We start from the raw sequence: 26918 nt of genomic DNA, 5'->3' as shown, positions 1-26918 counted from the left end.
GGTCTCATGAGTGCGAAGATCAGACTGTATGTAGAGCAGCCCTTGGGTCAGGGGCAATCGGTTCCTTTGACGCGCGACCAGGCGCATTACCTCTTTGGCGTCATGCGCCTTGCTGTCAAAGGGCAGGTCGCCCTGTTCAACGGGCAGGATGGAGAGTGGCTGGCGGAAGTGTCCGAGGCGGGCAAACGCGGCGGAGCGCTGACCTGCATTGAGCAGACGAAACCGTTGCAGTTGCCGCCCGATCTGTGGTTCCTTTTCGCGCCAATCAAAAAGGCCCGTACCGATTTCATCGTGGAAAAAGCAGCGGAAATGGGTGCGGCACGTATCCTGCCTGTTCAGACCGAATTCACCAATTCCGAACGCATCCGGCAGGACCGTCTACAAGCCCACGCAGTCGAGGCAGCAGAGCAGTGTGGAGGAACTTTCGTACCTAAGGTGGCAGATCTGCAGAAGTTGGATCGCGTGTTGGACGCTTGGCCGGAAGATCGGCAGTTGATGTTCTGCAACGAGGCCGAGGTTGGTTCGGCCTTGCGATTGGCCGCCAATGAAAAAGGACGGCCTTGGGCGATTCTCGTCGGTCCCGAAGGTGGGTTTTCCGAAAAGGAACGCGCCCGCCTGACGGTGCTGCCTTTCGCGCATGTCGTCAGCCTTGGCCCTCGTATCCTGAGGGCCGACACGGCAGCCGTTGCCGCGTTGACCATGTGGCAACAGGCTTTGGGGGATTGGACTTAGGGAACCGCAATGGACAAAAACTATCACGATTGGCTTGTATCCGAAGGGTATGCTGAAAACACCTGCACCGCCCAAATTCATCGCGTGCAGAAAGTGGAAGAGCACTATGGTTCTTTAGATGATGCGTTTGACGCTGGAAAGCTGCGGGACGTTGTTTCAGACTTGAATTACTCCACCGCAGACGAGCGCAGCGGTCGAAAAAATCCTTCGCGAATTCCAATAAACGGCAACTTGAGAAATGGGCTTCAGTCTTACAAAAACGCGGTTCAGCGTTATGCCCGGTTTCGGCGCGAAGCTTGTTCGCAAAACAACGAAGCGCCCGCACACGATCCTGCTGCCCCGGTGGAAGTTCTGGCCTCCGAGCGACAGAGGTTTGCCCTTGAGCGGGATATGCAGTCCGCTCTGCGGCGAGAGATTTCACTGTTGGATACGGGCCTGGCAATCATTGATGATGGCGCCGAACGCGCGGTAGTCTCAGGGTTTATTGATATTTTGTGCCGAGACGCTGCAGGCGACCTGGTTGTCGTCGAGTTGAAGGCTGGCAAAACGGACCCGAAGGTCGTGGCGCAGATTTTGGGTTATATGGGCGATCTTCTGGAAGAAGATGAGGAAGCTTCCATTCGGGGCATCATTGTGGCTCACGATTTCGATAAGCGCACTCTGTCGGCTGCAAAGGCCGTGCCAAACCTGAAGCTTGTTCGCTATGCAGTGTCGTTCTCATTTGAGGCGATGGCATGAGTTTCATCCGACCCGAGGCAAAACTGGCGCTGTGGCGCTGGCGCGAGGTGTTGGTCGCGGCATTTGTCCTTGTCCTTGGCGTCAGCTGGATCAGCGGGCCTGGTGGATTGCTGGCATGGATCGGCTGGTTCCTGATCGCTGTGTCCTTGGCTTTGGCCGTGATCGGCATACAGCGCGCGCGGTTCAGAACCGGTGCGGGCGGGCAGGGCGTCGTGACGGTTGATGAAGGACAAATCACCTATCTCGGCCCGCTCGATGGAGGCATAGTCGCCACGCGTGAGATCGAACGGCTTGCGCTCGATCCAACCTCCAGCCCGGCGCATTGGGTTCTGGATCAGCCGGGGCAACCGACGCTTCACATTCCTGTGAATGCGGAAGGGGCCGAAGCGCTGTTCGATGTTTTCTCCAGCCTTCCCGGCTTGAAAACCGAACAAATGCTGTCTGAACTTAACGGCGGATCGCCGCATAAAGTCGTTATCTGGGAGCGTACGCCCTCGCGCCCTCCACATCTTCGGCTGCATTGACACTGGCGCAGTTTGCCCCCACGACTGGCCAAAAGACAGACACATCAGGATCGGAGCACGGTTCATGTCCATTCCTCAGTCCGGCGGCGGTCCGATCGAGCGCCACGAGCAATTGGCCGAGTATCTGGAATCGGGCTGTAAGCCCAAGGAAGACTGGCGCATCGGTACCGAGCATGAGAAGTTCGGTTATTGCAAAGACACGCTGAAGCCCCTGCCCTTCGAGGGCACCCGGTCCATCGTGGCTGTGTTGGAGGGTTTGCGGGACCGGCATGGCTGGGCGGAAGTCCGCGAAGCGGGTCATCTGATCGGTCTGGAAAAGGACGGCGCCAATGTCAGCCTGGAACCGGGCGGCGCGCTGGAGCTGTCGGGTGCTCCGCTCGAGACGATCCACGAGACCTGTGATGAGGTAAACACCCACCTGCGTGAGGTGAAGGACATCGCCGATGAAATCGGCGTTGGCTTCATCGGTCTGGGGGCGGCTCCGATCTGGACCCATGACGAGATGCCTTTGATGCCCAAAGGGCGTTACCGGCTGATGAACGATTACATGGAAGAGGTCGGCACCATGGGTCGCGCAATGATGCGGCGGACCTGCACCGTGCAGGTCAATATCGACTTCGGGTCCGAGGCCGACATGGTGCAGAAACTGCGCGTCGCTTTGGCATTGCAGCCGGTGGCGACGGCGCTGTTTGCGAATTCTCCGTTCTTCGAAGGCAAAGTGAACGGGCAGAAAAGCTGGCGCAGTTACATCTGGCGGCATCTGGATGATGCCCGCACAGGCATGCTGCCTTTTGTGTTCGAAGAAGGCTTCGGGTTTGAGCAATACGTGCAGTACGCACTCGATGTGCCGATGTATTTCGTCTATCGCGATGGCCAGTACATCAATGCGCTGGGCATGTCCTTCCGCGACTTCCTTCAAGGTAAACTGCCCGCTTTGCCGGGTGAAACGCCCACGCTCAGCGATTGGGCCGATCATCTGACAACAGCCTTCCCCGAGGCGCGGATCAAGAAATTCATGGAAATGCGCGGCGCCGATGGCGGACCATGGCGCCGCCTGTGTGCCCTGCCTGCTTTCTGGGTTGGCCTGACTTATGACCAAAACGCGTTGGATGCGGCCTGGGATCTGGTCAAAGGCTGGGATACAGAAACGCGCGAGGCGCTGCGTGTCGCGGCGGCCAAGGACGGTCTGCAGGCTCAGGTGGGCGACATCAACATGCATGATCTGGCGCGTGAAGTCGTGGCAATCTCTGAGGCCGGACTGAAGTCCCGCGCCCGCCCGGGTGCCGGTGGTCTGGTGCCGGATGAGACCCATTTCCTCAACGCGCTCAAGGACAGTATCGAAACCGGAAAAGTTCCGGCGGATGAGTTGCTGGAACACTACAACGGCAACTGGAACGGTGATCTGGCGCGGATTTTCCCGGATTACAGTTACTGATCCGTTCCGCTTGTCTTGCAATCATCGGGATTGGCCGATAGCAGGTTCCTGATCAAATTCAGAGGGCCGTCATGGACGATCTTAAGGTAAAATACCTGGGCCAAATCGCCGAAGCAGGCGACGAAAACACACTTGAGGCGATCCGCGTAGCCGCCGTCGGTAAGAAAGGCGAGGTCGCTCTGAAGATGCGCGAGCTGGGCAAGATGACGCCCGAGGAACGTCAGGTCGCTGGCCCCGCGCTGAACGCCTTGAAGGATGAGATCAACTCGGCCCTGTCCGCCAAGAAATCCGCGCTGGCCGATGCCGCGCTGGATGAGCGATTGCGCACCGAATGGCTGGACGTCACCCTGCCGACTCGCGCCCGCCGTCAGGGTTCGATCCACCCCGTCAGCCAGGCAACCGAGGAACTGACCGCGATCTTTGCCGAACTGGGTTTCTCGGTGGCCGAAGGGCCGCGGATTGAGACCGACTGGCACAACTTTGACGCCCTGAACATCCCCGGCCACCACCCCGCGCGGGCCGAGATGGACACGTTCTATATGCACCGCGCCGAGGGCGATAACCGCCCGCCGCACGTACTGCGCACACATACTTCGCCGGTGCAGATTCGCTCGATGGAGCTACAAGGCGCGCCGATCCGCGTGATCTGTCCGGGCGGCGTCTACCGCGCCGATTACGACCAGACCCACACGCCGATGTTCCATCAGGTCGAGGGATTGGCCATCGACAAGGACATCTCGATGGCAAATCTGAAATGGGTTCTGGAAGAGTTCGTGAAGGCGTTCTTCGAAGTCGACGACGTCGAATTGCGCTTCCGCGCTTCGCACTTCCCCTTCACCGAACCGTCGGCCGAGGTCGATATCCGCTGCTCGTGGGATAACGGTCAGCTGAAGATCGGCGAGGGCGATGACTGGATGGAGATTCTGGGGTCCGGCATGGTCCACCCCAAGGTGATCGCCGCCGGTGGGATTGATCCCGAGGTCTATCAGGGCTTTGCGTTTGGCATCGGCATCGACCGTCTGGCAATGCTGAAATACGGCATTCCGGATTTGCGGGCGTTCTTTGACAGTGATCTGCGCTGGTTGCGCCACTATGGGTTCGCGGCGCTGGATATGCCGAACCTGCATGGTGGTTTGTCTCGGTGAGTTGGGAAGCGCCACTATTGGCGCTTTTGTCCTTTTCGCTGGGTGTTTTTGCATATTGGATGCAGAAGCGTTTCGATAGACAAGAACAAATCAGAGCACGGCACTTTGCAGTATATGTGGAGATGCAGGAAGCAATTTGTGAACTTGCGAATGCTCTTCATCGAGGCGACGAAGAAAGAAGTGAGACACTTTCGAGATACGCCACTGCGAAGATGAAGTTTGCGGTAGTGGCCTCTGACGAGACAGTGAAGAAGCTTGTAGCATTTGATCAGCGGCTTTTGTCAGCTGAAATCGTCTCAAATCATGAGTTTGATGAGCTGTTGGCAAGTTTCATGAAAGCAATCCGGGAGGAAAATCTCGGTAAAACCGCTGTTTCGAATGAGGATCTGATAACGATCACCCCATTTGGCCGTTCGCTGTATCGCAAGAAAAGTTTCGGTCAAGACGAATAGTTTCGGGGCGTTCGATAGCAAGAAATTTTCGCCAAGACCAGCAACTCCCAAGGTGAAAAATGCGCGGAGCAAAGGCCGATAGGCCGCCGCGCCATCGCCAGACCGCCTGCACGGGTTGGCGATTTGTCTCCGTTAGCTCTCCGTTTGAACCACACACGGATTTGGCCAGCATAAAGTGCCCACCACAAGCCGAGGATTGCCATCCCGCGGTCTGACGACAGCGCCGCTTGTCACAATCTCCCACGGGGTTGTGACGTGACAGCGGGCGCAGGCTCGCTAGGGTTCGGCAGATGATTTATCGACTGCTCTGCCTCTTGCTGTTGACCGCCACACAAGCCTCCGCTGTGGATACCTGCCACGGCGATATCGCCTGTCAGGTCGGGGACCGCTCGTATCACGTATTGGAACCCGATGGATGGGATGGCGAGACGCCTCTGCCGGTGCTGCTGCATTTCCACGGCTGGGCGCGGCAGGGGATCGTGGTGGTGAACCACGAACGCATCGCCGGGGCCACGAAACGGCGCGGCGTGTTGCTGGTGGCTCCGAACGGATTGGGCAAAAGTTGGGATTTCTGGACATCCGACACCAGTGATGTCGGGTTTGCTGACCGGGTTCTGGAAGATGTCGCCCAGCGCTATCCGATTGACCCCGAACACATCTATGTCTCGGGCTATTCCTTTGGCGGCGCGATGGCGTGGCGCTATGTCTGTCAGTCCGGCAATGACATTGCCGCCTTGCTGGCCGTTGCCGGCAGCATTCGCCAGACGGAAACCTGTCCCGAAGCCCCGCGCGAGGTGCGGCACGTCCACGGGACCGATGACACCGTGATGGGTTTCCCGTTCGGTCCGGGTGGCGACGTCACCTATCCCGTGGCGCTGTGGCGCAAAAAATACGCCTGTGGCACCGCAATCCCGCGTGGCGATTGGAGCGTGCGGCCATTTCTGACGCTCAGCCGGGTCGAATGGTCAGATTGCGCCTCGGGTCACGTCGTGCTGGACACGCATCCGGGCGGGCATTTCATTCCGCATGGCTGGATCGGGTGGCAGCTGGATGAGCTGGCGGGCCGGGCACCGGTTTACCCCTGACAGGCTTCGGCGTTTGACAAGGTTTGCGGTTCGGGTTCAGGTCCGAGGGATCATAAACTGCGGAGCCGCCAATCATGAAATCCCTGTTGCTGACTGTTCTGGCCCTCATGGCCGCACCGGCCTTTGCACGCGACACCTATCCGCCGGTGGAGGTCTTGTTGCAGACCGAAACCTCGGTCATTGGCGAAGCGTTGACGTACCCCGCGGGCACGCCTGAGATCACGATGGCGATCGTTACCATGCAGCCGGGGCAGGAAACGGGCGTACACCGCCATGACGCGCCACTTGCGGCCTATGTTCTTGAGGGTGAAATCACGGTCGACTATGGCGATGCCGGGCGCAAGACCTACAAAACCGGAGATGCGTTTGTCGAGGCATATCGCTCCCCCCATTCCGGAGTGAATACAGGGGTCGGGATCGCCCGGATTTTGGCTGTTTTCGCAGGCTCAGACAGCGTTTCCAACACAGTGTCTGAAGACTAAACGCCATACGGGCACGGGGCCTCTTTCACCTTTGGTGAATATCCGCTAAACGCGGTTTGATCCAAGATTACTGGCGGAATACGACCGATGAAATTCACTCTTTCCTGGCTCAAGGACCATCTGGACACTGATGCGTCGGTTGACGAAATCGCCGAGGCGCTGACCGATCTCGGGCTGGAGGTCGAAGAGATCGTCAACCCAGCCGACCGGCTGGCGGATTTTAAACTGGGTTATGTGAAACACGCCGAAAAACACCCCGACGCCGACAAGCTGCGCGTCTGCAAGGTGGAAACGGACGAAGGCGAGTTGCAGATCATCTGCGGTGCTCCGAACGCGCGCGAAGGCATCACCGTCGTCGTCTGCAAACCGGGCATGTATATCCCCGGTCTGGATATCACGATCAGTGTCGGCAAGATCCGCGGTGTTGAGAGCTTTGGCATGATGGCATCCGAGCGTGAGCTGGAGCTGTCGGACGAGCATGACGGCATCATCGAACTGCCCTCGGGCGAAGTGGGTGACCGCTTTGTCGACTGGCTGGCCGAGAATGACCCCTCGAAAGTCGATCCCATGATCGAGATCGCGATCACGCCCAACCGCCCGGATGCTCTGGGCGTTGAAGGCATTGCGCGCGATCTGGCGGCTCGCGGGATCGGTACTTTGAAACAGCGCGACTACGTGCCGGTGCCGGGTGATTTCGAAAGCCCGATCAAGGTATCGATTGATGAGGATACGCTGGACGGCTGCCCGCATTTCACAGGTCGCCTGATCAAAGGTGTGAAGAACGGCCCCAGCCCGCAATGGCTGCAGGATCAGTTGAAAGCTATCGGTCTTCGTCCGATCTCGGCATTGGTGGATATCACCAACTACATGACCTTCGACCATAACCGCCCGCTGCACGTGTTCGACGCGGATAAAGTGCAGGGCAACTTGCGGGTTCACCGCGCCAAGGGCGGCGAGACGCTGATGGCGCTGGACGAGAAGGAATACACCCTGCAACCCGGCATGATGGTGATTTCGGACGACAAAGGCGCGGAATCCATTGCAGGCATCATGGGCGGCCAGGAAACGGGCTGCACTGAGGATACGGTGAATGTGTTTCTGGAAAGCGCGTTCTGGGATCACGTGCAGATCGCGTTGACGGGTCGAGCGCTGAAGATCAACTCGGATGCAAGGTATCGGTTCGAACGCGGCGTGGACCCTGAATACACGCTGGAAGGGCTCGAACACGCAACCCAGATGATTCTGGATATCTGCGGTGGCGAAGTGTCAAAAGTGGTCGAGGCGGGTAAAGCGCCGAACCACGCACGGGCGTATAAGCTGGATGCTGAACGAGTGCAGTCTCTGGTTGGGATGGACATTCCCGAAAGCGAACAACGCCAAACGCTGACCCGCCTTGGATTCCGTCTGGAGGGCGAGATGGCGCATGTCCCCAGCTGGCGCCCCGATATTATGGGTGAGGCTGATCTGGTGGAAGAGGTCGCGCGTATCGCCTCGCTGACCAAACTGCAGGGCAAACCTTTGCCGCGTGTCACCGATGGTATTCCCGAGCCGGTGATGACACCAACTCAACGCCGTCAGTCCATGGCGCGCCGCACTTGTGCCGCGTTGGGTTACAATGAATGCGTCAGCTACACGTTCATCGATCAGGCCTCGGCGGCCCTGTTCGGTGGTGGAGACGAAGCGACGCAACTGGAAAACCCGATCTCGTCCGAGATGAGCCACATGCGCCCCGATCTGCTGCCTGGTCTTTTGCAAGCTGCGGCGCGCAATCAGGCGCGTGGGTACGCCGATGTCGCACTGTTCGAAGTTGGTCCCGTCTTCCATGATGGAGAGCCCGGCGATCAGAAAACCCAGATCACCGGTCTGCTGGTTGGCCGCAATGGTCCTAAGGATGTACACGGAGCCTCGCGCCCCATCGACGTTTTTGATGCCAAGGCAGATGCTGAGGCCGTTCTTGCCGCGATTGGCGCGCCGGCTAAGGTACAAATTCTGCGCGATGGCGATGCCTGGTGGCATCCGGGCCGTCATGGCAAGATCTGTCTGGGTCCGAAAAAGGTGCTGGGCGTCTTTGGCGAACTGCACCCGCGTGTATTGCAGGCGTTGGACATCAAGGGTCCGGCAATGGCCTTTACGATCTGGCCAGACGAGGTGCCTCTGCCGCGTAAATCCGGCGCGACCCGAGCCGCGCTTGAATTGCGTGATTTGCAGGCTGTCGAGCGCGACTTTGCCTTTGTTGTGGACGAAGGCGTCGAGGCGCTGACATTGGTCAACGCGGCAGCCGGGGCTGACAAAGCGCTGATCGAAGATGTGCGCGTCTTTGATGAGTTCATCGGTGGAAGCCTGGGTGAAGGAAAGAAATCCCTGGCCATCACCGTGCGCTTGCAGCCGACAGACACCACGCTGAAGGAAAAAGACATCGAGGCGGTGGCCGAGAAGATCATCGCTAAGGTCACCAAGGCGACTGGCGGTGTACTGCGCGGTTGATGCTGAGCCGCCCCTGGTGGGAAAATGTTTGAAAAGGTGAAAGGGCGGTGGCGCCCTTTCTGTATTTTGCGGAGGACTAAAGATGTTGAACGTTTACCTCTCTGGCGAAATCCATACTGATTGGCGTGAACAGATCATTGATGGGGCTCGAGGGTTGGATGTGACCTTCAACAGCCCCGTAACCGATCACGCGGCCAGCGATGATTGCGGCGTTGCCATTCTGGGGGATGAACCGAACAAGTATTGGCACGACCACAAGGGCGCGATGGTCAATGCGATCCGGACCCGCAAGGGCATCGCGGATGCTGATGTGGTGGTTGTCCGGTTCGGCGACAAATACAAACAGTGGAACGCAGCTTTTGACGCGGGCTATGCAGCCGCGCTGGGCAAATCCATCATCGTGCTGCACGGTCCCGACCATCAGCACGCGCTGAAAGAAGTTGATGCAGCTGCGCTGGCCGTGGCTGAAGAGCCCGCTCAGGTGGTCGAAATCCTGCACTATGTGCTGACAGGCGCACTGCCCAGCTAAGCTGCAAAAAAAGGGTGCCTGCTAAGGCACCCTTTCGATCGCGAAACCGTTTAAGCGCGAGGGGGTATGGTCTTGCCGCGCTGAACCGCCGGACGTTCCATGAAACGGTCGACATAAGCGACGACATTGACGTAGTCGTCCCAGCCAACAACGTCTTTTGCATCGTAGAAATCCAGCGCGTTCAGCCACGGGGCAAGGGCAATATCCGCGATGGAAAACTCGCCTGCGATCCAGTCCTGCCCGTCCAATTGCATGTTGACCACGTTCAGCAGGCGCTTGACCTCGTTGATATAGCGTTCGCGCGGGCGCGGGTCTTCGATTTCACTGCCTGCGAATTTGTAGAAAAAGCCTAGCTGACCAAACATGGGCCCAACCCCTCCCATCTGGAACATCAGCCATTGGGTGATGCGATGCTTGTCTGCTGCGCTTTGGCCCAGCAACTTGCCCGACTTCTCGGCCAGATACAGCAGAATCGCGCCGCTTTCGAACAGGGCAAGCGGTTCACCGTCCGGACCGTCGGGATCGATGATCGCGGGGATTTTGTTGTTGGGATTCAGCGACAGAAACTCGGGGCTTTTGACATCCGCATCCGCCAGCGTCACCAGATGAGCCTCATAGGGCAGGCCGGTTTCCTCAAGCATGATCGACGCCTTGACGCCGTTTGGAGTCGGATAGGAGTACAGTTGGATCTTATCCGGGGATTGCGCGGGCCAGCGGGCCATGATCGGATGAGGTTCGGTGTCCAGCATTGGGGGCTCCTGTTTGGGTGTATTGTCAAAGCTAGGGGTCAATCCCCAGTCATGTAAGCCCGTTGCGATGTGCATTTCCGGTCAGACCGTGTTTTTTGGCGAACAACGGGGAAATACAGAGAAACTCACACCTAGACCGGAAGGCAAACTTGGCTCACAATCTGGTGACCCCCGCGAAACCCTCGCGGGTTTCTTGCTGTTAAAAGGAGATGGGCGTGGATGAGGTCGTAACACAGGTGGGTGCATATGCCCCGCTGATCATGAATGCAGTCAAGGCGCTTGTCGTTCTGGTCCTGGGCTGGATCGTGGCTGGCGCAATCGGAAGCATGGTGCGCCGCCGGATCAATTCGACACCGCATATCGATCCCACACTTGGGAATTTTATGGCGAGCCTGGTCAAATGGGCCATTCTGGCCATGGTTCTGGTTGCAGTTCTGGGCATCTTCGGAATTGAAGCTACCAGTATCGTTGCCATTCTGGGTGCCGCGTCACTGGCCATCGGTCTGGCGCTGCAAGGAACGCTCAGCGATCTGGCCGCCGGTGTGATGCTGGTTGTCTTTCGGCCCTACAAACTGGGTCAATACGTGGATATCGGCGGAACGGCGGGAACGGTAAAAGACCTGAACCTGTTCACGACCGAACTGGTGACTCCTGACAACGTGCAGATCATTGTTCCGAACGGTCAGTCCTGGGGTTCAATCATCACCAACTATTCGGCGCATGACACGCGCCGCGTCGATCTGGTGTTTGGTATCGACTATAGCGACAGTGCCGATAAAGCCATGCATATCATTCTGGACGTGGCCAAAGCTGACAGTCGGATTCACAGCGATCCTGAGCCGTGGGTCCGGGTCACGAATCTGGGTGACAGTTCGGTGGATCTGACTGCGCGGCTGTGGTGTGCAGCAGCGGATTACTGGGACGTCAAATTCGAGCTTACGAAAGCGATCAAGGAAGCCTTTGACGACAAAAATATCTCGATCCCTTATCCCCATTCGGTGGAAATTCAGAAACAGGGGTGACGGCTCCCGCCCGTCGATCGGATATTCGAAATGCCCTCCTCCGGTTGGGCCGGGCACCGCGCAAGAGCGCGGTGCCGTTTTCTTTGTTCAAGCCGTTGTTTACGACTTGACGATCACGTTGGGTGAAACCACGTCGATACCAAGAGCTTTGCCGACGGCATAGTAAGTCAGCTGGCCAGCATGGACGTTCAGGCCTTCCAGCAGGTGCGGATCGTCCTGGCATGCCTGTTTCCAGCCCTTGTCTGCCAGTGACAACATGAAGGGCATCGTGGCGTTGCCCAATGCGATGGTCGAAGTGCGCGCGACGGCACCTGGCATGTTGGCTACGCAGTAGTGCATGATGCCATCTACATCATAGATTGGATCGGCATGAGTGGTGGCCTTCGACGTTTCAAAGCACCCACCTTGGTCGATGGCGACATCGACCAGTACGGCACCGGGTTTCATCGTCGAAAGCTGAGCGCGTGAGACAAGTTTCGGAGCCGCGGCACCCGGGATCAGAACGGCCCCAATGACCATATCGGCATCCTGGATCAGCTCAGCAGTGGCACCCGCTGTCGAGTATTGATTCTTGAACGTCCCGCCATAAACGTCGTCCAGATAACGCAGCCGAGGCAAGGAACGATCCAGAACGGTGACATCAGCGCCCATTCCGGCAGCGATCTTCGCCGCATGGGTCCCAACGACACCGCCGCCGATCACAACCACTTTGGCCGGACCTACACCCGGTACACCGCCCATCAGAACGCCGCGCCCGCCATTGGCCTTCTGCAGTGTCCAGGATCCGACCTGCGGCGCCAGACGACCAGCGACTTCGGACATCGGGGCCAGCAGAGGAAGGCCGCCGTTGGCATCGGTCACGGTCTCATAGGCGATTGCGGTACAGCCCGATTCCAGCAAGTCATGCGTCTGATCCGGATCCGGAGCCAGGTGCAGATAGGTGAACAGCAACTGTCCTTCGCGCAGCATCTTGCGTTCCACAGCCTGGGGTTCCTTGACCTTGACGATCATGTCGGCGGTGGCAAATAATTCTTCCGCAGTGTCGATGATTTGCGCGCCAGCCGCGACATAGGCGTCGTTGTCGAAACCCGCGCCGATGCCTGCGCCGGATTCGATCAGGACTTCGTGACCACGTGCAACTGCTTCCTGAGCAGCATTGGGCGTCATCCCGACGCGGAATTCCTGAGGTTTGATTTCCTTGGGGCAACCGATTTTCATGAGGTTCTCCGTACATAAACTGCTTAAATTATGTGCATTTCGCGGCGCAATTTCTGTGAAAGAAAACGTGTCTAAGAGTTTTTCTTTGGAATAATTTCGCGTATTCTGGGAAAACTTCGCAAAGGAATTGCATGAATGAGCTTAGATACGACTGATCGCAAGATTCTGGCGGCGCTTCAGAAAAACGGTCGAATGTCGAATTCGGAGTTGTCCGAACAGGTCAACCTGTCTCCGTCCGCCTGTCACCGGCGCGTTCAGCGGTTGGAAGTTGAAGGGTATATCCGCAACTACGTGGCTCTGTTGGATGCGCGGAAGATGAACGTGCCGACAACGGTCTTTGTCGAGATCACGTTACAAGGTCAGGCCGAAGAGGTTCTGGATGCGTTTGAAAAGGCAGTGGCCCGGATACCGGATGTGCTGGAGTGCCATCTGATGGCCGGTACTGCGGATTACATCCTGAAAGTAGTGGCAGAAAACACCGAAGACTTCGCTCGCATTCACCGGCAATACCTGTCGCGCCTGCCCGGGGTGGCGCAAATGCAAAGCTCGTTTGCTTTGCGTACCGTGTTCAAGACCACGGCCTTGCCAGTCTGATCGTTATACGGGACCGGGATAGGTGAACAGCAGCAAGTGGGTCAGGTTGAACCCGAAATGCATTGCAACGGGTACCCAAAGGCGCCCGGTCGCATAGTATCCCAACCCGCAGGCCAACCCGAGGATAGACGCAAAGACTACAAGGGCTTGGCCTCCGCCGAAATGAGCCAGCCCGAAAAGCAGACTGACTGCAACCACACCACCAACGGCCCCCAGACCAGAGCCGATGGCCGATTGCAGATAGCCACGAAAGAAGGCTTCTTCCGTCAGACAGGTCAGAAACAGGTTGGACAAGGCAAATACCAGCCACCAGGGCGGGGCCGAAAATTCCAAGTGCACGGCGCCCATGGAAAGACCCAAGAGAAACAGGCCGGGCAGGAGCAGCAACCCTGCCAGCAAAGCTGTAAGATTGATCTGTGTTCTACCGCGCAGCATCCCGGGCCAGGCCAGAAGAACGGCAAAGAAGACCATCGGTTTGTCCAGGTTCAGATGCATGGTGAAGCTTGTACTGTCTGCACCCGCCTGAACCTGATCCAGAACCTTCAGGTTACTGAAGCCCGGCAGCAAATGCGCTCCCATCACCAGACACCACAAGATCAATAACAGGTGCCCGGCGATAGCAGGCCAACCTTTCAGATGAGGCAGCACAGAGGCTCCGACCAAACCAAAGGCCACCGCAGCGATCGCCACGGGTGACATCAATCCTGTCACTGAGGCAATGCTGATGAACAAAACCAGCAGGGATAAGGCGATGCCAGTTCGCCAGGCCAGTGCCGTCATTTGCGCTGAGATCAGGACCAACCAGGGCCAGATAGCGGGCATCAGGGAAAGAAAGAAGGTCACAACAGTCTCATCTGCTTCATGCGACCTGTCATGGCGCACAAAAACAAGGCAATGCAAGCACCCAGGGGAAACGCAAAGCATTGCGTCAATTCAGACGCTTGTATCCTGCGGGTCAGGCGTACAAATTCAACTAAAAGACCATATACCCGCGCTGGACCTGATTTGCAGGTGCGACAACAGCCGCCGGAGTCGTTGCCCCGCATCAATTTATCTGATGACATCAGGTGGTTACACAGGCCCGATATGGTCCCGACCCGAAGACTGAGAAGGAGCTGACCTTGGATAACGAAAACTATGGCGCCCCCAAAGACTGGCTTGAAGCCGAGCTGGAGGATACGCTGGACGAAGATTTCGAGATTGAATTCAGCGAGCCGATGCTGTCGATGGAAGTCCGGAAAATCTATCGGGAACAGCATCCGGACATGCTGGATCGCAAGGTTTATTTCCGCAACCTGCTGCGCCTGCAGGCCGAACTGATCAAGGTTCAGGACTGGGTGCAGCATACCGGGGCCAAGGTCTGTATTCTGTTCGAAGGTCGTGACAGTGCGGGCAAGGGGGGGGTAATCAAGCGAATCACTCAGCGTCTGAACCCGCGCGTCGCGCGCGTTGTTGCCTTGCCAGCGCCCAGCCGCCGCGAGCAAAGCCAGTGGTATTTCCAACGCTACGTGCCGCATCTGCCTGCGGCCGGTGAAATCGTGCTGTTCGACCGGTCATGGTACAACCGGGCCGGGGTCGAGAGGGTAATGGGATTTGCGTCTGAGGACCAGGTTGAACAGTTCTTTCAGGACGTTCCCGAATTCGAACGGATGCTGGTCCGATCGGGGATCATTCTGCTGAAATACTGGTTCTCGATCACGGACGAAGAACAGCAGTTGCGATTCCTCATGCGCATTCACGATCCGATGAAACAGTGGAAGCTGTCGCCGATGGATCTGGAATCCCGCATCCGCTGGGAATCCTACACAAAGGCGAAAGAGGATATGCTTTTCCGGACCAATATTCCCGAGGCCCCATGGTACATTGTCGAAGGCAACGACAAAAAACGCGAACGGCTGAACTGTATCGAGCACCTTTTGACCAAAATTCCCTACACGGATGTCCCGCAGGAAAAGGTCAACCTGCCTGATCGTCGGTATAACCCGGAATACGAGCGCCGCGTTTTGCCAGACGAGTTGTACGTCCCAAAGATTTACTGACCGGGATGGATCGGGGCAGCAAGTCTGCCCCGATCCGGTACATTATCAGGCCGCTTCCATCATGCAGCCAAAATCATAGAAGTTGAACACATAGATGTCTCCAGCGTCTTCTCCTTCTGTGCCCGAACAGGCGTCAACGGTATCATCAGACGGGTCTGCGTCTTCGATCATAACAACTTCCATGTCATCCTCGCCACTGTTGGGCGGGGTCATGTCATCGTCTGCCCAGTCAAACTGATCGAAACGCGCCTGAAGGGCGTCAATGAATGACTCCAACTCGGCGAGGAAGGCAGCCACGTCGAAACACCCGTTGTCCGGTTCTTCAACACCCGGCGTTTCGGTTCCTGGTTCTTCCGGTTCCGCGACATCGGTGTCTGGCGTTTCGGTTCCTGGTTCTTCCGGCTCTGCGACATCGGTGTCTGGCGTTTCGGTTCCTGGTTCTTCCGGCTCTGCGACATCGGTGTCTGGCGTTTCGGTTCCCGGTTCTTCCGGCTCTGCGACGTCGGTGTCGGGTGTTTCGGTTCCGGGTTCTTCTGGTTCAGCAACTTCATCAACCGGTTGGGTCGGTGTGGGTGGAACCGGAGCGTTGCCATTATCCAGCATCACCGCTGCGTCGGTTGCCGCAAAATTCTGCGTGACCATCACCGCATCAAAGCCCTGCATGTCACCTGTTTCAATGCCAATGCCGATATACTCAAAATCGGGATTCAGGATATTCGCTCGGTGCCCGGGGCTGTTCATCAGGTTCTGATGCAACTGGGCGACATCATCACTGATGCCGGGTGTGCCCCGTTCCGATTGCCATGCGATGTTTTCGCCAGTGCGCCAGTTGCCTTCCAGATCAAGGCCTGCCGCCTGCATCCGTTGTGTCGCGCTGGAACCACCCGAACCCGTGTGACTGAACGTGTCCGTGTTCAGCATCCACGTGCTGTGATCCTCGGATGACTCGTTCAGCTGGGTTTCCAGCTGCAGCGGGTTTAGCCCGCGTGATGTGCGCTCGGCATTGATCAGCGCCAGCATTTCTTGCTCGATTGTACTTGCAGTCGACATGGTAGCCTCCGTTTTAGGTGTCGTCTGATTAGACTTGGCCAGTTACAGGCGGCTCGTCGGGGTCAGATAGAGGGTGAGGCAAGACAGGCGAATTCCGGCAGGGCGATGCTACCGGTGCGGGATTCGCTGCGCTGCAAAATGCCGGGCAAAATGTTGCTGGTAGGGAATTGGCGGCTTGTCGCACAGCCAGTACGACGAGTCGGCGGATTGAAACCGATCCCTGAAACGACAAACCCCCGGGCGATGCCTCGGGGGTCGTCAAATAGTGTCATCCAAAGCTGGACGAGCGAGGTTTTAGAGCAAACCTTCGCGCTGTGCTTTCTTACGCGCCAGTTTACGGGCACGACGGATCGCTTCAGCCTTCTCGCGCGCTTTTTTCTCGGACGGTTTCTCGAAATGTTGCTTAAGCTTCATTTCACGGAACACGCCTTCGCGCTGCAGCTTTTTCTTCAGGGCACGAAGCGCCTGATCGACGTTATTGTCGCGAACACTAACCTGCATGTGGTTGTCACCACCTTTCTAGATAGAGTTGCAAGGAAATTGCAGGAGTTGGCCGTATAGCAAAGCCGCTCTAACTTGTCTAGTACTGGGCCCGACAACCGGAGAACCGCCATGACGATCACATATGAAGATGCAAAGCAGCAGCTTTTGGACGCGATGCTGAACCATGTTCCATTCGATGGCTGGTCGGAATCCAGCTTTCGCGCCTCCATTTCCGACTGTGGCTTGGATGACGGTCTGGCCCGCGCGATCTGCCCGCGCGGGGCGGTTGATCTGGCACTTGCCTATCATGCGCGCGGCGATCAGGCGATGCTTGACCGCATCAAGTCCGAAGACCTGAGCGGGTTGAAATTCCGTGACAAGATTGCTGCTGCGGTTCGGTTCCGGTTGCAGGCGGTCGAGGACAAAGAGCTGGTGCGCCGGGGAATGACGCTGTTTTCCCTGCCAACTTATACGGCAGACGGTGCCAAGGCAGTTTGGCAGACCTGCGATCTTATCTGGGATACACTGGGCGATACCTCGGATGACGTGAATTGGTACACGAAGCGGGCCACCCTGTCGGGCGTCTATTCCTCAACCTTGTTGTTCTGGCTGGGCGATGACAGCCCGGGTCATCAGCGCACGTGGGAGTTTCTGGATCGCCGGATTGCAAACGTCATGGAGTTTGAAAAGCTCAAGGCTCAGGTACGCGACAACCCGGTGCTGAAGCCGTTTCTTGCAGTTCCGAATTGGCTGGCGGGTCAGGTGAAAGCGCCAGTGAAAATGCGAGCCGATCTTCCAGGAATGCTGAACCCCCGAAAGTAGTACGTCTTGGCGCTGGGCCTTGGCCCTGATGCCTGCTAGGCATTGGGCAAAGGAGGTGCCCATGACCCAGATGATGCGTGCTGTTGAGATCACCGAACCGGGTGGTCCTGATGTTTTGCAACTCACCGAGCGACCGATTCCCGAGCCAGATGCAGGGCAGGTCGTTCTGAAAGTGGCCTATGCCGGGGTGAACCGTCCGGATGCGTTGCAGCGCGCGGGCGCTTATGATCCGCCGCCGGGTGCCAGCGATCTGCCAGGGCTTGAAGCGTCGGGCGAGGTCGTTTCGGTCGGTGCCGGGGTCGAAGGGCTGTCTGTCGGCGATCTGGTCTGCGCGTTGCTGCCGGGCGGAGGCTATGCCGAATACGTCGCTACACCTGCGGCCCATTGCCTGCCGGTGCCTGCCGGTATGGGAATGAAAGAGGCAGCCTGCCTGCCCGAGACATTTTTTACCGTTTGGTCCAACGTTTTCACGCGCGGCGGTCTGAAAGCAGGCGAGCGATTTCTGGTCCATGGCGGCTCCAGCGGGATCGGCACAACAGCAATCCAGTTGGCTAATGCCTTCGGTGCTCGAGTCTTTGCCACCGCAGGGTCGGACGAGAAGTGTAAGGCATGCGTCAAACTGGGTGCGGAAAAGGCGATCAACTACCGCGACGAGGATTTTGTGGCCGTCATGCGGGCCGAGGGAGGTGCGAACCTGATCCTCGATATGGTCGGTGGCGACTATATCCCACGTAACGTCAAGGCTCTGGCCGAGGATAGTCGGCTGGTGCAGATCGCATTTCTGCAAGGCCCAAAGGTCGAGCTGAACTTTGCGATGATGATGGTCAAGCGCTTGACCCTGACCGGCAGCACCTTGCGGCCGCAAAGCGATCTGGCCAAGGCACAAATTGCGCAAGACCTGCGTGAAGCCGTCTGGCCTCTGTTGGAGGCTGGAAAAGTTGCGCCTGTCATGGATAGCGAGTTTGATCTGGCCGAGGCGGCGGCTGCCCATGCACGTATGGAAAGCTCGGGCCATATTGGCAAGATCGTTCTGAAGATCTCAGACTGAGTATTGAATGCGCGGGCTTGTCCCGCGCGTTCACGCGACTGCGCGGCGGTACAGGTGCCATGTGGCATGACCCAGCACCGGCATCACCACGATCAAGCCCAATAGCATCGGCAAGGCACCCAGGAACAAAAGAACCGCCACGATGAACCCCCAGGTCAGGATGACGCCGGGGTTGTGGCGCAACACGCGAAATGATGTCACGACCGCCACTGGCAGCCCGACTTTCCGATCCAGAAGCAATGGAAAGCTGACGACGCTGATGGCAAGCGCACACAGCGCAAACACGAAACCAACGGCGATTCCGACAATCATCATCGTCCAGCCCGCGGCAGTCGTGAACACTTGCCCGGCAAAAGCGCTGAGTGACGCGGGGGCTTCGGGTCCCATAGTATGCGTGTAGATGCTTTGCGCCACCATCAGCCAGACCAGCAGCAGCATCACCAGGTAGAACCCCAAAACAAGAATTGCGCCGAATGACGGAGAGCGAAATACGCCGAATGCATCCAGCCAATGCACCGCGCTGCCTTGTTCTCGCTTGCGGCTGATCTCGTACAATCCCACGGCTGCGACCGGACCGATCAGAGCAAAACCAGCGACCAGAGGCGCCAGAAGTGGAACCATGTTGACGTTCAGGGCAAAGCCGAACATCAAAAGCCCGGCGATTGGATAAATCAGCACAATGAACACGGCGTCCGCCCGTGTTTCGAGAAAGTCGTGATATCCTGCCCTCAGACAGGCGCGCAGATCATGCATCGTCAATGTCTGCACCATCGGCAGATGCTTGGTATCTGCGCTTCCGAGTTGTGAAACGCTATCCGAGACATGGTCGCTGGCCGCCCCCAGATTCTGGGCTGCCCAGCTGATCGGATTCCCGATTGTCTTAGCCATTTTCATCCCCTTCCCTGGCGAGAGTTGCGCCGCAGAATGGATCCGGCAAAAAGTTGTCCGTGGCCGGACCAGCCGACAACGCCTGAGCGCAGTATAGCACAGTTTGGCAAAATCCTGATCAACACTATGGCACCAGGCGGATTGCCCTGCATCGCGGTCATGTTAGCTTGATGTCAGGCAAGAGGAGGTCAGGATGCAGACAACAGCGAAAACAGTTGTAATTCACGAATTTGGCGGGCCCGAGGTGTTGCAGATCGAAGGCAGGCCATTGGGCGACCCCGGACCGGGTGAGATACGCATTCGTCATCAGGCCTGCGGTCTGAATTTTATCGATGTATATCAACGCACTGGACTGTACTCCCTTGATCTCCCTCATGCTTTGGGCCTGGAAGCGGCAGGAATTGTTGAGGCGGTCGGGGAAGGGGTGACGCACTTGCAGCCGGGTCAGCGGGCGGCCTATGCAGCAGTCCCGCCCGGTGCCTATTGTGAGGCCCGCGTGATGCCTGCAGCGCAGGTGTGCCCTCTGCCGGATGGCATCACGTTCGAAGCGGCTGCGGCGATGATGCTGAAGGGTATGACGGTTGAATACCTGTTTCACCGAACTACTCCGCTGAAACGGGGGGATACTGTGCTGTTCCATGCGGCCGCTGGTGGGGTAGGGCTGATCGCCTGCCAATGGGCAAAGTCCGAAGGGATCACCCTGATTGGTACGTCGGGAACCGACGAAAAATGCAGCCTTGCCCGGTTTAACGGGGCCGCGCATTGCATCAACTACCGGTCCGAGAATTTCGCCGAACGGGTGGCTGAAATCACCAAGGGTCAGGGCGTGGACGTGGTGATGGATTCGGTCGGGGCGGACACGTTCGAAGGATCGTTGAACTGTCTGAAACCGTTGGGGATGATGGTTTCCTTCGGGAACGCATCGGGTCCGGTGCCACCGTTCAATATTGGCGTCCTTGGCGAGAAGGGGTCGCTGAAAATCACCCGGCCTACCTTGCTCACGCATATTGCGGATCACACGGTCTGCCAGGCAATGGCGCGCCGTTTGTTCGGCAAGGTCGAGGGCAGAGAGGTCAAGATCCACATCGATCAGCGCTTTGCGCTTGATCAGGTTGCAGATGCGCATCGCGCGCTTGAAGCGCGACAGACGACTGGCAGTACAATTCTGGACCTTTGAAACAAGACCCGGCTTGAAAGGCCGGGTCTTGCTTTACTTTTGGGTGTGTTTCAGAACCTGTAAGAGGCCCGAAACTGCAATGTGGTTGCGTCGACATCCACACTGCTTCCATTGAAGTTATTGAATTCGTGGTACAGCAGTTCTCCACCAATGCTGACATTGGGGGCCACAATCTGTTCATAGCCTGCGCCAATGAACCAGCCGTCATCGCTGCCGAGGTTGTCCGTGCCGACTTCGGCGTAACCTGCTGTGCCATATAGCAAACCTTGCGGGTTTACCTTGTAACCAGCGCGCGCCTTCAGCCGCCAGACATCTTCAACGGTTGCGGCGCCAGACAGATTCACATCGGTCCAGTCATAGTCGAATCCGCCGCCAACGACCCAGTCGCCCAGATCATAATCGTAGCCCAGAATGATGCCGCCGATTACGTCATCGCCATCGACACCGGACAGGCTGGTATCCACATCGACGTAACCCAGTTGCAGACCGCCATAAAACCCGGTCCAGTTGCCCGAGGATTGCGCGGCCGCTGAACCTGCAACCAGGGTTGCGACAGTGGTGATGAGAGCTAATTTCAACGTCATCTCATTTCCTTTCGATTGTCACTCTGCTCCAGTGAATTACAGATCACTTATGCAGACCAATACGATCCGGTGGCGTCATCGGATCAGTGATACCTACGAATTCCAGCCCGTATTCTGGCGTTGAAACGTGAAAAGACACGCCGATGCCCGTTGAGGCCGGGCACTTCTGATACTGAAAAGATAGGAAGAAACGAGAGGCCTTCAAACGACATGCGGCGGCGGAACATTCCGCCGCCGACACGCCTGGCAAATTCAGCGGATTATTGCTGTTGCAACTCAGCAGGAGTCTTGTCTGCGATGTTATCCCAGTTTGCGCTTGCGCTTTCAATAAAGCCCGGGATGTCGCCTTCCCAGCGTTCCTGGATGTCTTCCGACAGGTTCAGGTACAGCTTGTTGTCAACGATTTTCCAGTGGTTCGGGTCACCATCGAACTTGAAGCCCATGGCTGTACCGAAGGCACAGTAGCCACCGTAGGCAGGCAGGTACGCTTCCGGGTTAGCTTCGAAGGCGGCTTTGTTTTCTTCTGACGAGAAACGGTACATCGCATCGTTGTGCAGCGTGGTGATGCGGTAGTCACCTTTGGTGGCTTCACCTGCGGTGAAATAGGCAACCGGGTCGTAACCCTGCATGGCCAGACCGGTCGAGCTTGCGTTGATTTCTACGCCTGCAGCCAGAGCGGATGTTGCCAGTGCTACGGACAGGGCGACGCCGCCGATCAGAGATTTGAACTTGTTCATTGTTTCACCTTTCGTGAAAGGAGCCCCGCCAGTGTGCGATCGAAGGCCCCGGATTGTTGTCCTGTGTGGCCCGTAATTGACCGTCACGACAGCGATCTGGGGAGCGGTTCGATCACGTTCAAAACAATGAATTGTGATTGTGCGCCAGAGAATAATTTCTGTTCAAAAATGCAGGCCTAACATTGGAGGTCTGGTTTGAGATCCAGAACAAACGCAATGACTTTGCAAGCCGACATTTCACAAGGTCTTAGCAACGCACCGCTGGCGTGCGTCTGATACAAGTTCATACTGATATAGTCCGTACCGCCCATTTCATGCGCAACCAGCTTGTGGGATTTCCCTCCAGCCATCCGCTGACGCACGACAATGTAGCGTTGGTTACCCGACGTACCGGTGAAACTGCCCTCGGGTAGCGCAAAGAATGCGGAAACGAAAGCGTCCGGCGCGGTCACGGTTTCCCGATTTTCGGTTCAGTTCCGGCCTTGATCCGCGCAAGGTTGGCGGTGTGGCGCCAATATACCAAAAGCGTCAGGATAATCCCCAGGATAAAGCTTTGTCCATTTGTCAGAACCAGCACCCAGGTTGTGGAAAGCGCGGCTGCGGCCAGCGCGCCGACCGATGATATCCGCCAGATCGCCGCTGCAACCAACCAGGTGAGACAGCAAGCGACCCCAACACGCCAGTCCAGTGCCAGCCAGAGGCCCAGAAAGGTGGCCACGCCTTTACCGCCTCTGAAACCCAGCCAGATGGGAAAGCAATGACCCAGAAATGCCAGGAGGGCTGCGATCTGCGCGGCGTCTTCCCCCGCATAGGCGCGTGCGATCAGTACAGCTGCTGCGCCCTTGGCCGCGTCAAACAAAAGCGTCAGTGCAGCAGCGGCTTTGTTGCCAGTGCGCAGGACATTTGTTGCCCCGATGTTTCCCGACCCGATCTCACGCAGATTTCCCAAGCCCATGACCTTGGCAAGCAACAGGCCGAAGGGGATGGAGCCCATCAGATATCCAACCACCGCCCATTGGAGCAGGTCGCTTGTCGAGTTGTCAATCAGGGGCATCAGGAACTCCGGAACACTTCTTTACCTGCTACATAGGTCGAAATGACCTTACCTTGCATCCGCTGGCCGTCAAATGGAGTGTTCTGAGATTTGGATTTTAGTGCAAACCGATCAAGCACAAAAGGCACATCCGGGTCGAACAGAACCAGATCTGCCGGGGTTCCTTCCGACAGTCGGCCGCTTTCCAGACCAAGCCGCTTGGCCGGGTTGAATGTCATCGCCCGGAATAGGGTCGGCAGGTCCAACTGATCTGCATGATACAGGCGCAACGCTGCAGGCAGCAGCGTTTCCAGCGCCACCGCGCCCGAGGCGGCTTCTTCGAACGGCAGGCGCTTGCTTTCTTCGTCCTGCGGCGTGTGCATGGAACTGATGATGTCGATGAGGCCGGTGCGGACCGCCTCGATCACCGCCTGACGATCTTCTTCGGACCGCAGCGGCGGCTTGACCTTGAAGAAGGTGCGATAGTCGGCCACGTCCAGCTCGTTCAGGGTCAGATGGTGGATCGACGTTCCAGCGGTGATGTCCAACCCGTTGCGCTTGGCCCGTTCCAGTGCGGGCAGGGCGCGAGCCGTGGTGATCTGGTCGGCGTGATAGGCCGCGCCCGTCATTTCCAGCAGCGCGATGTCCCGGTCCAGTCCCATGCGCTCGGCCATGGGCGAGACCGCTGGCAACCCGCGCAGGGCGGCGAATTTGCCGCTGGTGGCGGCGGCCCCGGCGCTCAGGCCCGGTTCCTGCGGATGGGCAATCACAAGCGCGCCGCAGGACTTCGCATATGTCAGTGCACGGGAAAACACCTTGGTATTGGTGATGACATGATCGCAATCGGTAAAGGCCACCGCACCAGCGTCCTGCAAGAAACCGATCTCGGTCATCTCGCGCCCCTCGCGTCCCTTGGTAAGGGCGGCCATCGGCAACATGTTTACCGGCGTATCTGCCTGTGCGCGTCGAGTGACAAATTCCAGCGTTTCCGGTGTATCGATGGCTGGATTGGTGTCGGGGCGGGTGACGATTGTGGTCACACCCCCGGCCGCAGCGGCCAGACCAGCGGATTTGTAGCTTTCCTTGTGCCGCTCACCGGGTTCGCAGACCTTAACGCCGATATCGATGATGCCGGGCGCAAGGCACTTGCCGTTACAATCCACGATTTGCCCATCAAAACTCGGGGCGCTTTCTTCGCCTTGCGCTACGATCCGGCCGTCCGCAACCTGTATCCAACCAGCTGATTCCGTACCGGCTTCGGGGTTGATCAGGCGGGCGTTGGTGAAGAGAACGGTGCTCATGGAATGGCCCTTTCGATGGCGGCTTTGGTGGCGGCTGGATCGGCTTGATACTTGATCAGGTGCTTGTCGCCGTTTTTGGTGACGATCTGAACAAAGCTGCCCATGGTTTTGACCGCATCGACTTGGTTCAGCGGTACCTTGCGCGGGCCCGGGCCGGTCAGTGTGGTGTCTGACATCTCCCAGTTTGCGACCATCTCTTCCGAGGCCAGATACCAGGCGCGTATGCCAATGGCGGCAAGGCCAGCTGGGGCTCCGGTCCAGACGTAAGGATTGCCGATCAGCCACAGCACGGCCATTGCACCGGCCATGCCAAGAGCGGCGAGCCAGGCGTTGGTGCGGATATAGGCCCCTTTGTCCGGAGCGAAGATTACAGGATCAGCCATAAGATGCCTCCGAGGACCAAAAGCGCGACCAGCGCCAGAACTGCTGACCCGATACGGCGGGGTTTGTCATCTGTTGGAGTGGCCTGCGGTGCCGAGAACGGCTTGGCGCTTTCGGTTTCGATGACCCCTCCGGTCCAATTTGTGGCTTCTTCCGTGAACAGGCCGATCAGGCGCAGGCGTGGATCGGGCCTCAGCGTCGTGGGGCGACCTTTGAACGCGGCACTGCGCAGGACCATGACCCAACCGTCGATTGCGGCCAGAGCGTCCCGGTTCAACTGGTCTGCTGATACCCCGCACCCTTCGGTCAGATAACCGTACAGCCCGAGGTCTTCCAGGTCGGACACCGGAAAGATATCGATCTGCTCAGGGTCCAGCACGCCGACCCCAAGCACCTGATCTGCGGCACCCGGTTCGCGCAGAAACTTCGCCTCTTCGGGGCGCATGTCCAGCGTGAACAGGCGCAAGACGCCGCGTTCATGGGGTGCGATGGTCAGATCGCTCATGCGGCCTCGCGCAGGTTGCGGGCCAGCAGGTCCATCGCGGCCATGCGGACAGCGACGCCCATTTCCACCTGTTCCTGAATAACGGATCGGTTGATGTCGTCCGCCAATGTGCCGTCGATCTCGACCCCGCGGTTCATCGGCCCGGGATGCATGACGATTGCGTCCGGTTTCGCCAGTGCCAGCTTTGCGGCGTCCAGACCATAGCGGTGGTAATACTCGCGCTCCGAGGGGATGAATCCGCCATCCATGCGCTCTTTCTGAAGGCGCAGCATCATGACGACGTCGACGTCTTTGAGGCCCTCGTTCATGTCATCGTAGATTTCGGCGCCGAATTCGGCGAACTGGCCGGGCACCAATGTAGGCGGGCCAATCAGGCGGATGCGGTTTTCCATCTTGCCCAGCAGGATCAGATTCGACCGCGCGACGCGGGAATGGGCCACGTCCCCGCAAATTGCAATGTTCAGCCGGTGCAGGCGGCCTTTGGCGCGACGGATGGTAAGCGCGTCCAGCAGCGCCTGCGTGGGGTGTTCGTGTTTGCCGTCGCCCGCGTTTAGAACGGCGCAATTGACCTTCTGCGCCAGCAGATCGACCGCGCCGGAATGCGGGTGCCGCACCACCAGAAGATCCGGGTGCATCGCGTTCAGCGTCATCGCGGTGTCGATCAGGGTCTCGCCCTTTTTGATCGAGCTGGCCTGCATCGCCATGTTCATCACATCCGCACCCAAACGCTTGCCCGCCAGTTCGAAACTGGCCTGTGTCCGGGTCGAGTTTTCAAAGAACATGTTGATCTGGGTCAGCCCCGACAGCACGTCCGAATGTTTGGTCGACTGGCGATTCATGTCGACATAGGTCTCGGCCAGATCCAGAATTTCGGTGATATCGGATTGCGACAGATGCTCGATGCCAAGAAGGTGACGATGGGCGAAACGCATGGGCGGGCTCCTGTCTGACAATCGCGCCGCTTATAGAAAGCTGTGCGGCGCAAGGCAACCTAAGGTTCCGTGCCCTCTGGCAGTTTTTCGCAGCCACCCTCGGGCAGGCATTGTTCACCCGGTTTGCACCATTTGCCATAGCCGCAGTCGATGGCCTTGATCGGGACGCAGCCCTGATGGGCCGAGCATTTGAAACCGGGGCGGCATTGTGATCCGGTTTCCTCACACAAATACCATCCCGGGCGCGAACAACCCCCGCCGGGCAGGCAGGACGAGCCACGCGCGCAGGTTCTACCATCATCGCATGTGGTTGGTGGCGTTGTGTCCAATTCGGGCGCGATCCGTTCACACTCGCCGCGCCCGTTGCAGAAACTGCCGCCCGGGCAATCCAGACGCGAAGCGCATTTGTTCAGGCCTGCGGGTGCACATCTGATTCCACCTGCCACGCAGCGTTCGAACGGACCGCAACTACGCCCCCCGCCGCAATAGGTGCCGCCCAGCGGAATGCAGTGGCCATCAAAACTGCATCTTTGCCCGCCCGAGCAACAGGTGCTGCCGCATTTGAACTGACCCGCACGGCACTGTCCGTGTTTGTCATGAAATGTGGCCAATGCCGGATCACCAGTGGCGGTCAGCACTAATCCTATGAGAAGGAATCGCAGAAATCTGAGCATCGCGCCGTGATGGTCGGCGCGACAGAGAGACCGATCAAGCCCTATTCGCTTTCCCTCAGCCCTCAGGCAGGTAAA

At 58.0% G+C, this 26918-nt stretch carries 30 protein-coding genes; 16 read left to right on the top strand and 14 right to left on the bottom strand.

The annotated features are described in order from the left end of the window. The first annotated feature begins 6 nt into the window (after positions 1-6). The 10 genes from ACR0K5_RS12705 to ACR0K5_RS12660 all read left to right on the top strand — a co-directional run bounded on the left by ACR0K5_RS12705 (position 7) and on the right by ACR0K5_RS12660 (position 9606). Positions 7-732 carry a 16S rRNA (uracil(1498)-N(3))-methyltransferase gene (locus ACR0K5_RS12705; protein WP_480630014.1) on the top strand — a complete coding sequence of 242 codons (726 nt, stop codon included), beginning with the start codon at positions 7-9 and terminating at the stop codon, positions 730-732. A gap of 9 nt (positions 733-741) precedes the next feature. Next, positions 742-1470 carry an endonuclease NucS domain-containing protein gene (locus ACR0K5_RS12700; RefSeq protein ID WP_480630013.1) on the top strand — a complete coding sequence of 243 codons (729 nt, stop codon included), beginning with the start codon at positions 742-744 and terminating at the stop codon, positions 1468-1470. Continuing rightward, positions 1467-1994, top strand: a complete 528-nt coding sequence (locus ACR0K5_RS12695; protein WP_480630012.1) for a hypothetical protein — start codon at positions 1467-1469, stop codon at positions 1992-1994. Before ACR0K5_RS12700 ends, ACR0K5_RS12695 begins: the two co-directional genes overlap by 4 nt. Before the next feature lie 64 nt (positions 1995-2058). After that, complete coding sequence (locus tag ACR0K5_RS12690) at positions 2059-3429, top strand: glutamate--cysteine ligase (RefSeq protein ID WP_480630011.1); 1371 nt, start codon at positions 2059-2061, stop codon at positions 3427-3429. Between the two features lie 71 nt (positions 3430-3500). Then, a complete protein-coding gene (gene pheS / locus ACR0K5_RS12685; RefSeq protein ID WP_480630010.1) occupies positions 3501-4574 on the top strand; it encodes a phenylalanine--tRNA ligase subunit alpha in 1074 nt (357 codons plus the stop codon). Next, a complete protein-coding gene (locus ACR0K5_RS12680; RefSeq protein WP_480630009.1) occupies positions 4571-5026 on the top strand; it encodes a hypothetical protein in 456 nt (151 codons plus the stop codon). The genes pheS and ACR0K5_RS12680 overlap by 4 nt, the downstream gene beginning before the upstream one ends. A gap of 290 nt (positions 5027-5316) precedes the next feature. Beyond that, positions 5317-6111 carry a CE1 family esterase gene (locus ACR0K5_RS12675; RefSeq protein WP_480630008.1) on the top strand — a complete coding sequence of 265 codons (795 nt, stop codon included), beginning with the start codon at positions 5317-5319 and terminating at the stop codon, positions 6109-6111. 74 nt (positions 6112-6185) lie between these two features. Further along, entirely contained in the window at positions 6186-6593 is a 408-nt protein-coding gene (locus ACR0K5_RS12670) for a cupin domain-containing protein (RefSeq protein WP_480630007.1), read from the top strand. Positions 6594-6680: 87 nt separating this feature from the next. Next, a complete protein-coding gene (gene pheT / locus ACR0K5_RS12665) occupies positions 6681-9077 on the top strand; it encodes a phenylalanine--tRNA ligase subunit beta (RefSeq protein WP_480630006.1) in 2397 nt (798 codons plus the stop codon). Between the two features lie 82 nt (positions 9078-9159). After that, positions 9160-9606 (top strand): YtoQ family protein, encoded by a 447-nt coding sequence (locus tag ACR0K5_RS12660; protein WP_480630005.1) that lies wholly within the window; start codon positions 9160-9162, stop codon positions 9604-9606. A 50-nt stretch (positions 9607-9656) separates the two neighbouring features. On the opposite strand, the gene ACR0K5_RS12655 is transcribed toward ACR0K5_RS12660, so the two are convergent. Then, positions 9657-10355, bottom strand: coding sequence for a glutathione S-transferase family protein (locus ACR0K5_RS12655; RefSeq protein ID WP_480630004.1), 699 nt, complete (start codon positions 10353-10355; stop codon positions 9657-9659). 215 nt (positions 10356-10570) lie between these two features. Here ACR0K5_RS12655 and ACR0K5_RS12650 point away from each other — a divergent pair, with 215 nt between their 5' ends. Next, positions 10571-11377, top strand: a complete 807-nt coding sequence (locus tag ACR0K5_RS12650) for a mechanosensitive ion channel family protein (RefSeq protein WP_480630003.1) — start codon at positions 10571-10573, stop codon at positions 11375-11377. Between the two features lie 99 nt (positions 11378-11476). On the opposite strand, the gene ald is transcribed toward ACR0K5_RS12650, so the two are convergent. After that, on the bottom strand, positions 11477-12595 hold the full coding sequence (gene ald / locus ACR0K5_RS12645; RefSeq protein ID WP_480630002.1) for an alanine dehydrogenase: 1119 nt from the start codon (positions 12593-12595) through the stop codon (positions 11477-11479). Between the two features lie 135 nt (positions 12596-12730). Between ald and ACR0K5_RS12640 the strand changes: the two genes are divergently transcribed. After that, positions 12731-13189, top strand: a complete 459-nt coding sequence (locus tag ACR0K5_RS12640) for an Lrp/AsnC family transcriptional regulator (protein WP_152456756.1) — start codon at positions 12731-12733, stop codon at positions 13187-13189. A 3-nt stretch (positions 13190-13192) separates the two neighbouring features. Here the strand turns inward: ACR0K5_RS12640 and ACR0K5_RS12635 are convergent, their stop codons facing one another. Beyond that, a complete protein-coding gene (locus tag ACR0K5_RS12635; protein WP_480630001.1) occupies positions 13193-14032 on the bottom strand; it encodes a CPBP family intramembrane glutamic endopeptidase in 840 nt (279 codons plus the stop codon). A 278-nt stretch (positions 14033-14310) separates the two neighbouring features. Here ACR0K5_RS12635 and ppk2 point away from each other — a divergent pair, with 278 nt between their 5' ends. Beyond that, positions 14311-15228: a polyphosphate kinase 2 gene (ppk2, locus tag ACR0K5_RS12630; protein ID WP_480630000.1), complete on the top strand. Its 918-nt coding sequence runs from the start codon at positions 14311-14313 to the stop codon at positions 15226-15228. A gap of 45 nt (positions 15229-15273) precedes the next feature. Here ppk2 and ACR0K5_RS12625 read toward each other — a convergent pair whose 3' ends face one another. Then, complete coding sequence (locus ACR0K5_RS12625) at positions 15274-16278, bottom strand: CAP domain-containing protein (protein ID WP_480629999.1); 1005 nt, start codon at positions 16276-16278, stop codon at positions 15274-15276. A gap of 294 nt (positions 16279-16572) precedes the next feature. Then, positions 16573-16779, bottom strand: a complete 207-nt coding sequence (gene rpsU / locus ACR0K5_RS12620) for a 30S ribosomal protein S21 (RefSeq protein WP_005614280.1) — start codon at positions 16777-16779, stop codon at positions 16573-16575. A 111-nt stretch (positions 16780-16890) separates the two neighbouring features. Here rpsU and ACR0K5_RS12615 point away from each other — a divergent pair, with 111 nt between their 5' ends. Continuing rightward, entirely contained in the window at positions 16891-17583 is a 693-nt protein-coding gene (locus ACR0K5_RS12615) for a COQ9 family protein (RefSeq protein ID WP_480629998.1), read from the top strand. A 61-nt stretch (positions 17584-17644) separates the two neighbouring features. Continuing rightward, on the top strand, positions 17645-18631 hold the full coding sequence (locus tag ACR0K5_RS12610; protein WP_480629997.1) for an NAD(P)H-quinone oxidoreductase: 987 nt from the start codon (positions 17645-17647) through the stop codon (positions 18629-18631). A 30-nt stretch (positions 18632-18661) separates the two neighbouring features. Here the strand turns inward: ACR0K5_RS12610 and ACR0K5_RS12605 are convergent, their stop codons facing one another. Further along, positions 18662-19519: a DUF2189 domain-containing protein gene (locus tag ACR0K5_RS12605; RefSeq protein ID WP_480629996.1), complete on the bottom strand. Its 858-nt coding sequence runs from the start codon at positions 19517-19519 to the stop codon at positions 18662-18664. 193 nt (positions 19520-19712) lie between these two features. Here ACR0K5_RS12605 and ACR0K5_RS12600 point away from each other — a divergent pair, with 193 nt between their 5' ends. Beyond that, positions 19713-20696 (top strand): quinone oxidoreductase family protein, encoded by a 984-nt coding sequence (locus ACR0K5_RS12600; RefSeq protein ID WP_480629995.1) that lies wholly within the window; start codon positions 19713-19715, stop codon positions 20694-20696. A 50-nt stretch (positions 20697-20746) separates the two neighbouring features. Here the strand turns inward: ACR0K5_RS12600 and ACR0K5_RS12595 are convergent, their stop codons facing one another. The 8 genes from ACR0K5_RS12595 to ACR0K5_RS12560 all read right to left on the bottom strand — a co-directional run bounded on the left by ACR0K5_RS12595 (position 20747) and on the right by ACR0K5_RS12560 (position 26807). Then, positions 20747-21280: an outer membrane protein gene (locus tag ACR0K5_RS12595; RefSeq protein ID WP_480629994.1), complete on the bottom strand. Its 534-nt coding sequence runs from the start codon at positions 21278-21280 to the stop codon at positions 20747-20749. Between the two features lie 260 nt (positions 21281-21540). Then, positions 21541-22017, bottom strand: a complete 477-nt coding sequence (locus ACR0K5_RS12590) for a YHS domain-containing (seleno)protein (RefSeq protein WP_480629993.1) — start codon at positions 22015-22017, stop codon at positions 21541-21543. A gap of 448 nt (positions 22018-22465) precedes the next feature. After that, positions 22466-23071 (bottom strand): glycerol-3-phosphate 1-O-acyltransferase PlsY, encoded by a 606-nt coding sequence (plsY, locus tag ACR0K5_RS12585; RefSeq protein ID WP_480629992.1) that lies wholly within the window; start codon positions 23069-23071, stop codon positions 22466-22468. Further along, complete coding sequence (pyrC, locus tag ACR0K5_RS12580; RefSeq protein WP_480629991.1) at positions 23071-24351, bottom strand: dihydroorotase; 1281 nt, start codon at positions 24349-24351, stop codon at positions 23071-23073. The genes plsY and pyrC overlap by 1 nt, the downstream gene beginning before the upstream one ends. After that, on the bottom strand, positions 24348-24734 hold the full coding sequence (locus ACR0K5_RS12575; protein WP_480629990.1) for a hypothetical protein: 387 nt from the start codon (positions 24732-24734) through the stop codon (positions 24348-24350). The genes pyrC and ACR0K5_RS12575 overlap by 4 nt, the downstream gene beginning before the upstream one ends. Then, entirely contained in the window at positions 24719-25237 is a 519-nt protein-coding gene (locus ACR0K5_RS12570; protein ID WP_480629989.1) for a hypothetical protein, read from the bottom strand. Before ACR0K5_RS12570 ends, ACR0K5_RS12575 begins: the two co-directional genes overlap by 16 nt. Beyond that, on the bottom strand, positions 25234-26169 hold the full coding sequence (locus tag ACR0K5_RS12565; RefSeq protein WP_480629988.1) for an aspartate carbamoyltransferase catalytic subunit: 936 nt from the start codon (positions 26167-26169) through the stop codon (positions 25234-25236). Before ACR0K5_RS12565 ends, ACR0K5_RS12570 begins: the two co-directional genes overlap by 4 nt. A gap of 59 nt (positions 26170-26228) precedes the next feature. Continuing rightward, complete coding sequence (locus ACR0K5_RS12560) at positions 26229-26807, bottom strand: scavenger receptor class F, member 2 (RefSeq protein WP_480629987.1); 579 nt, start codon at positions 26805-26807, stop codon at positions 26229-26231. Positions 26808-26918: the final 111 nt, after the last annotated feature.

The sequence above is a fragment of the Ruegeria sp. AB9 genome (assembly GCF_056542585.1).
The sequence above is the reverse complement of the archived record's forward strand: the minus strand, read 5'-3'. Positions and strand labels throughout refer to the sequence as shown.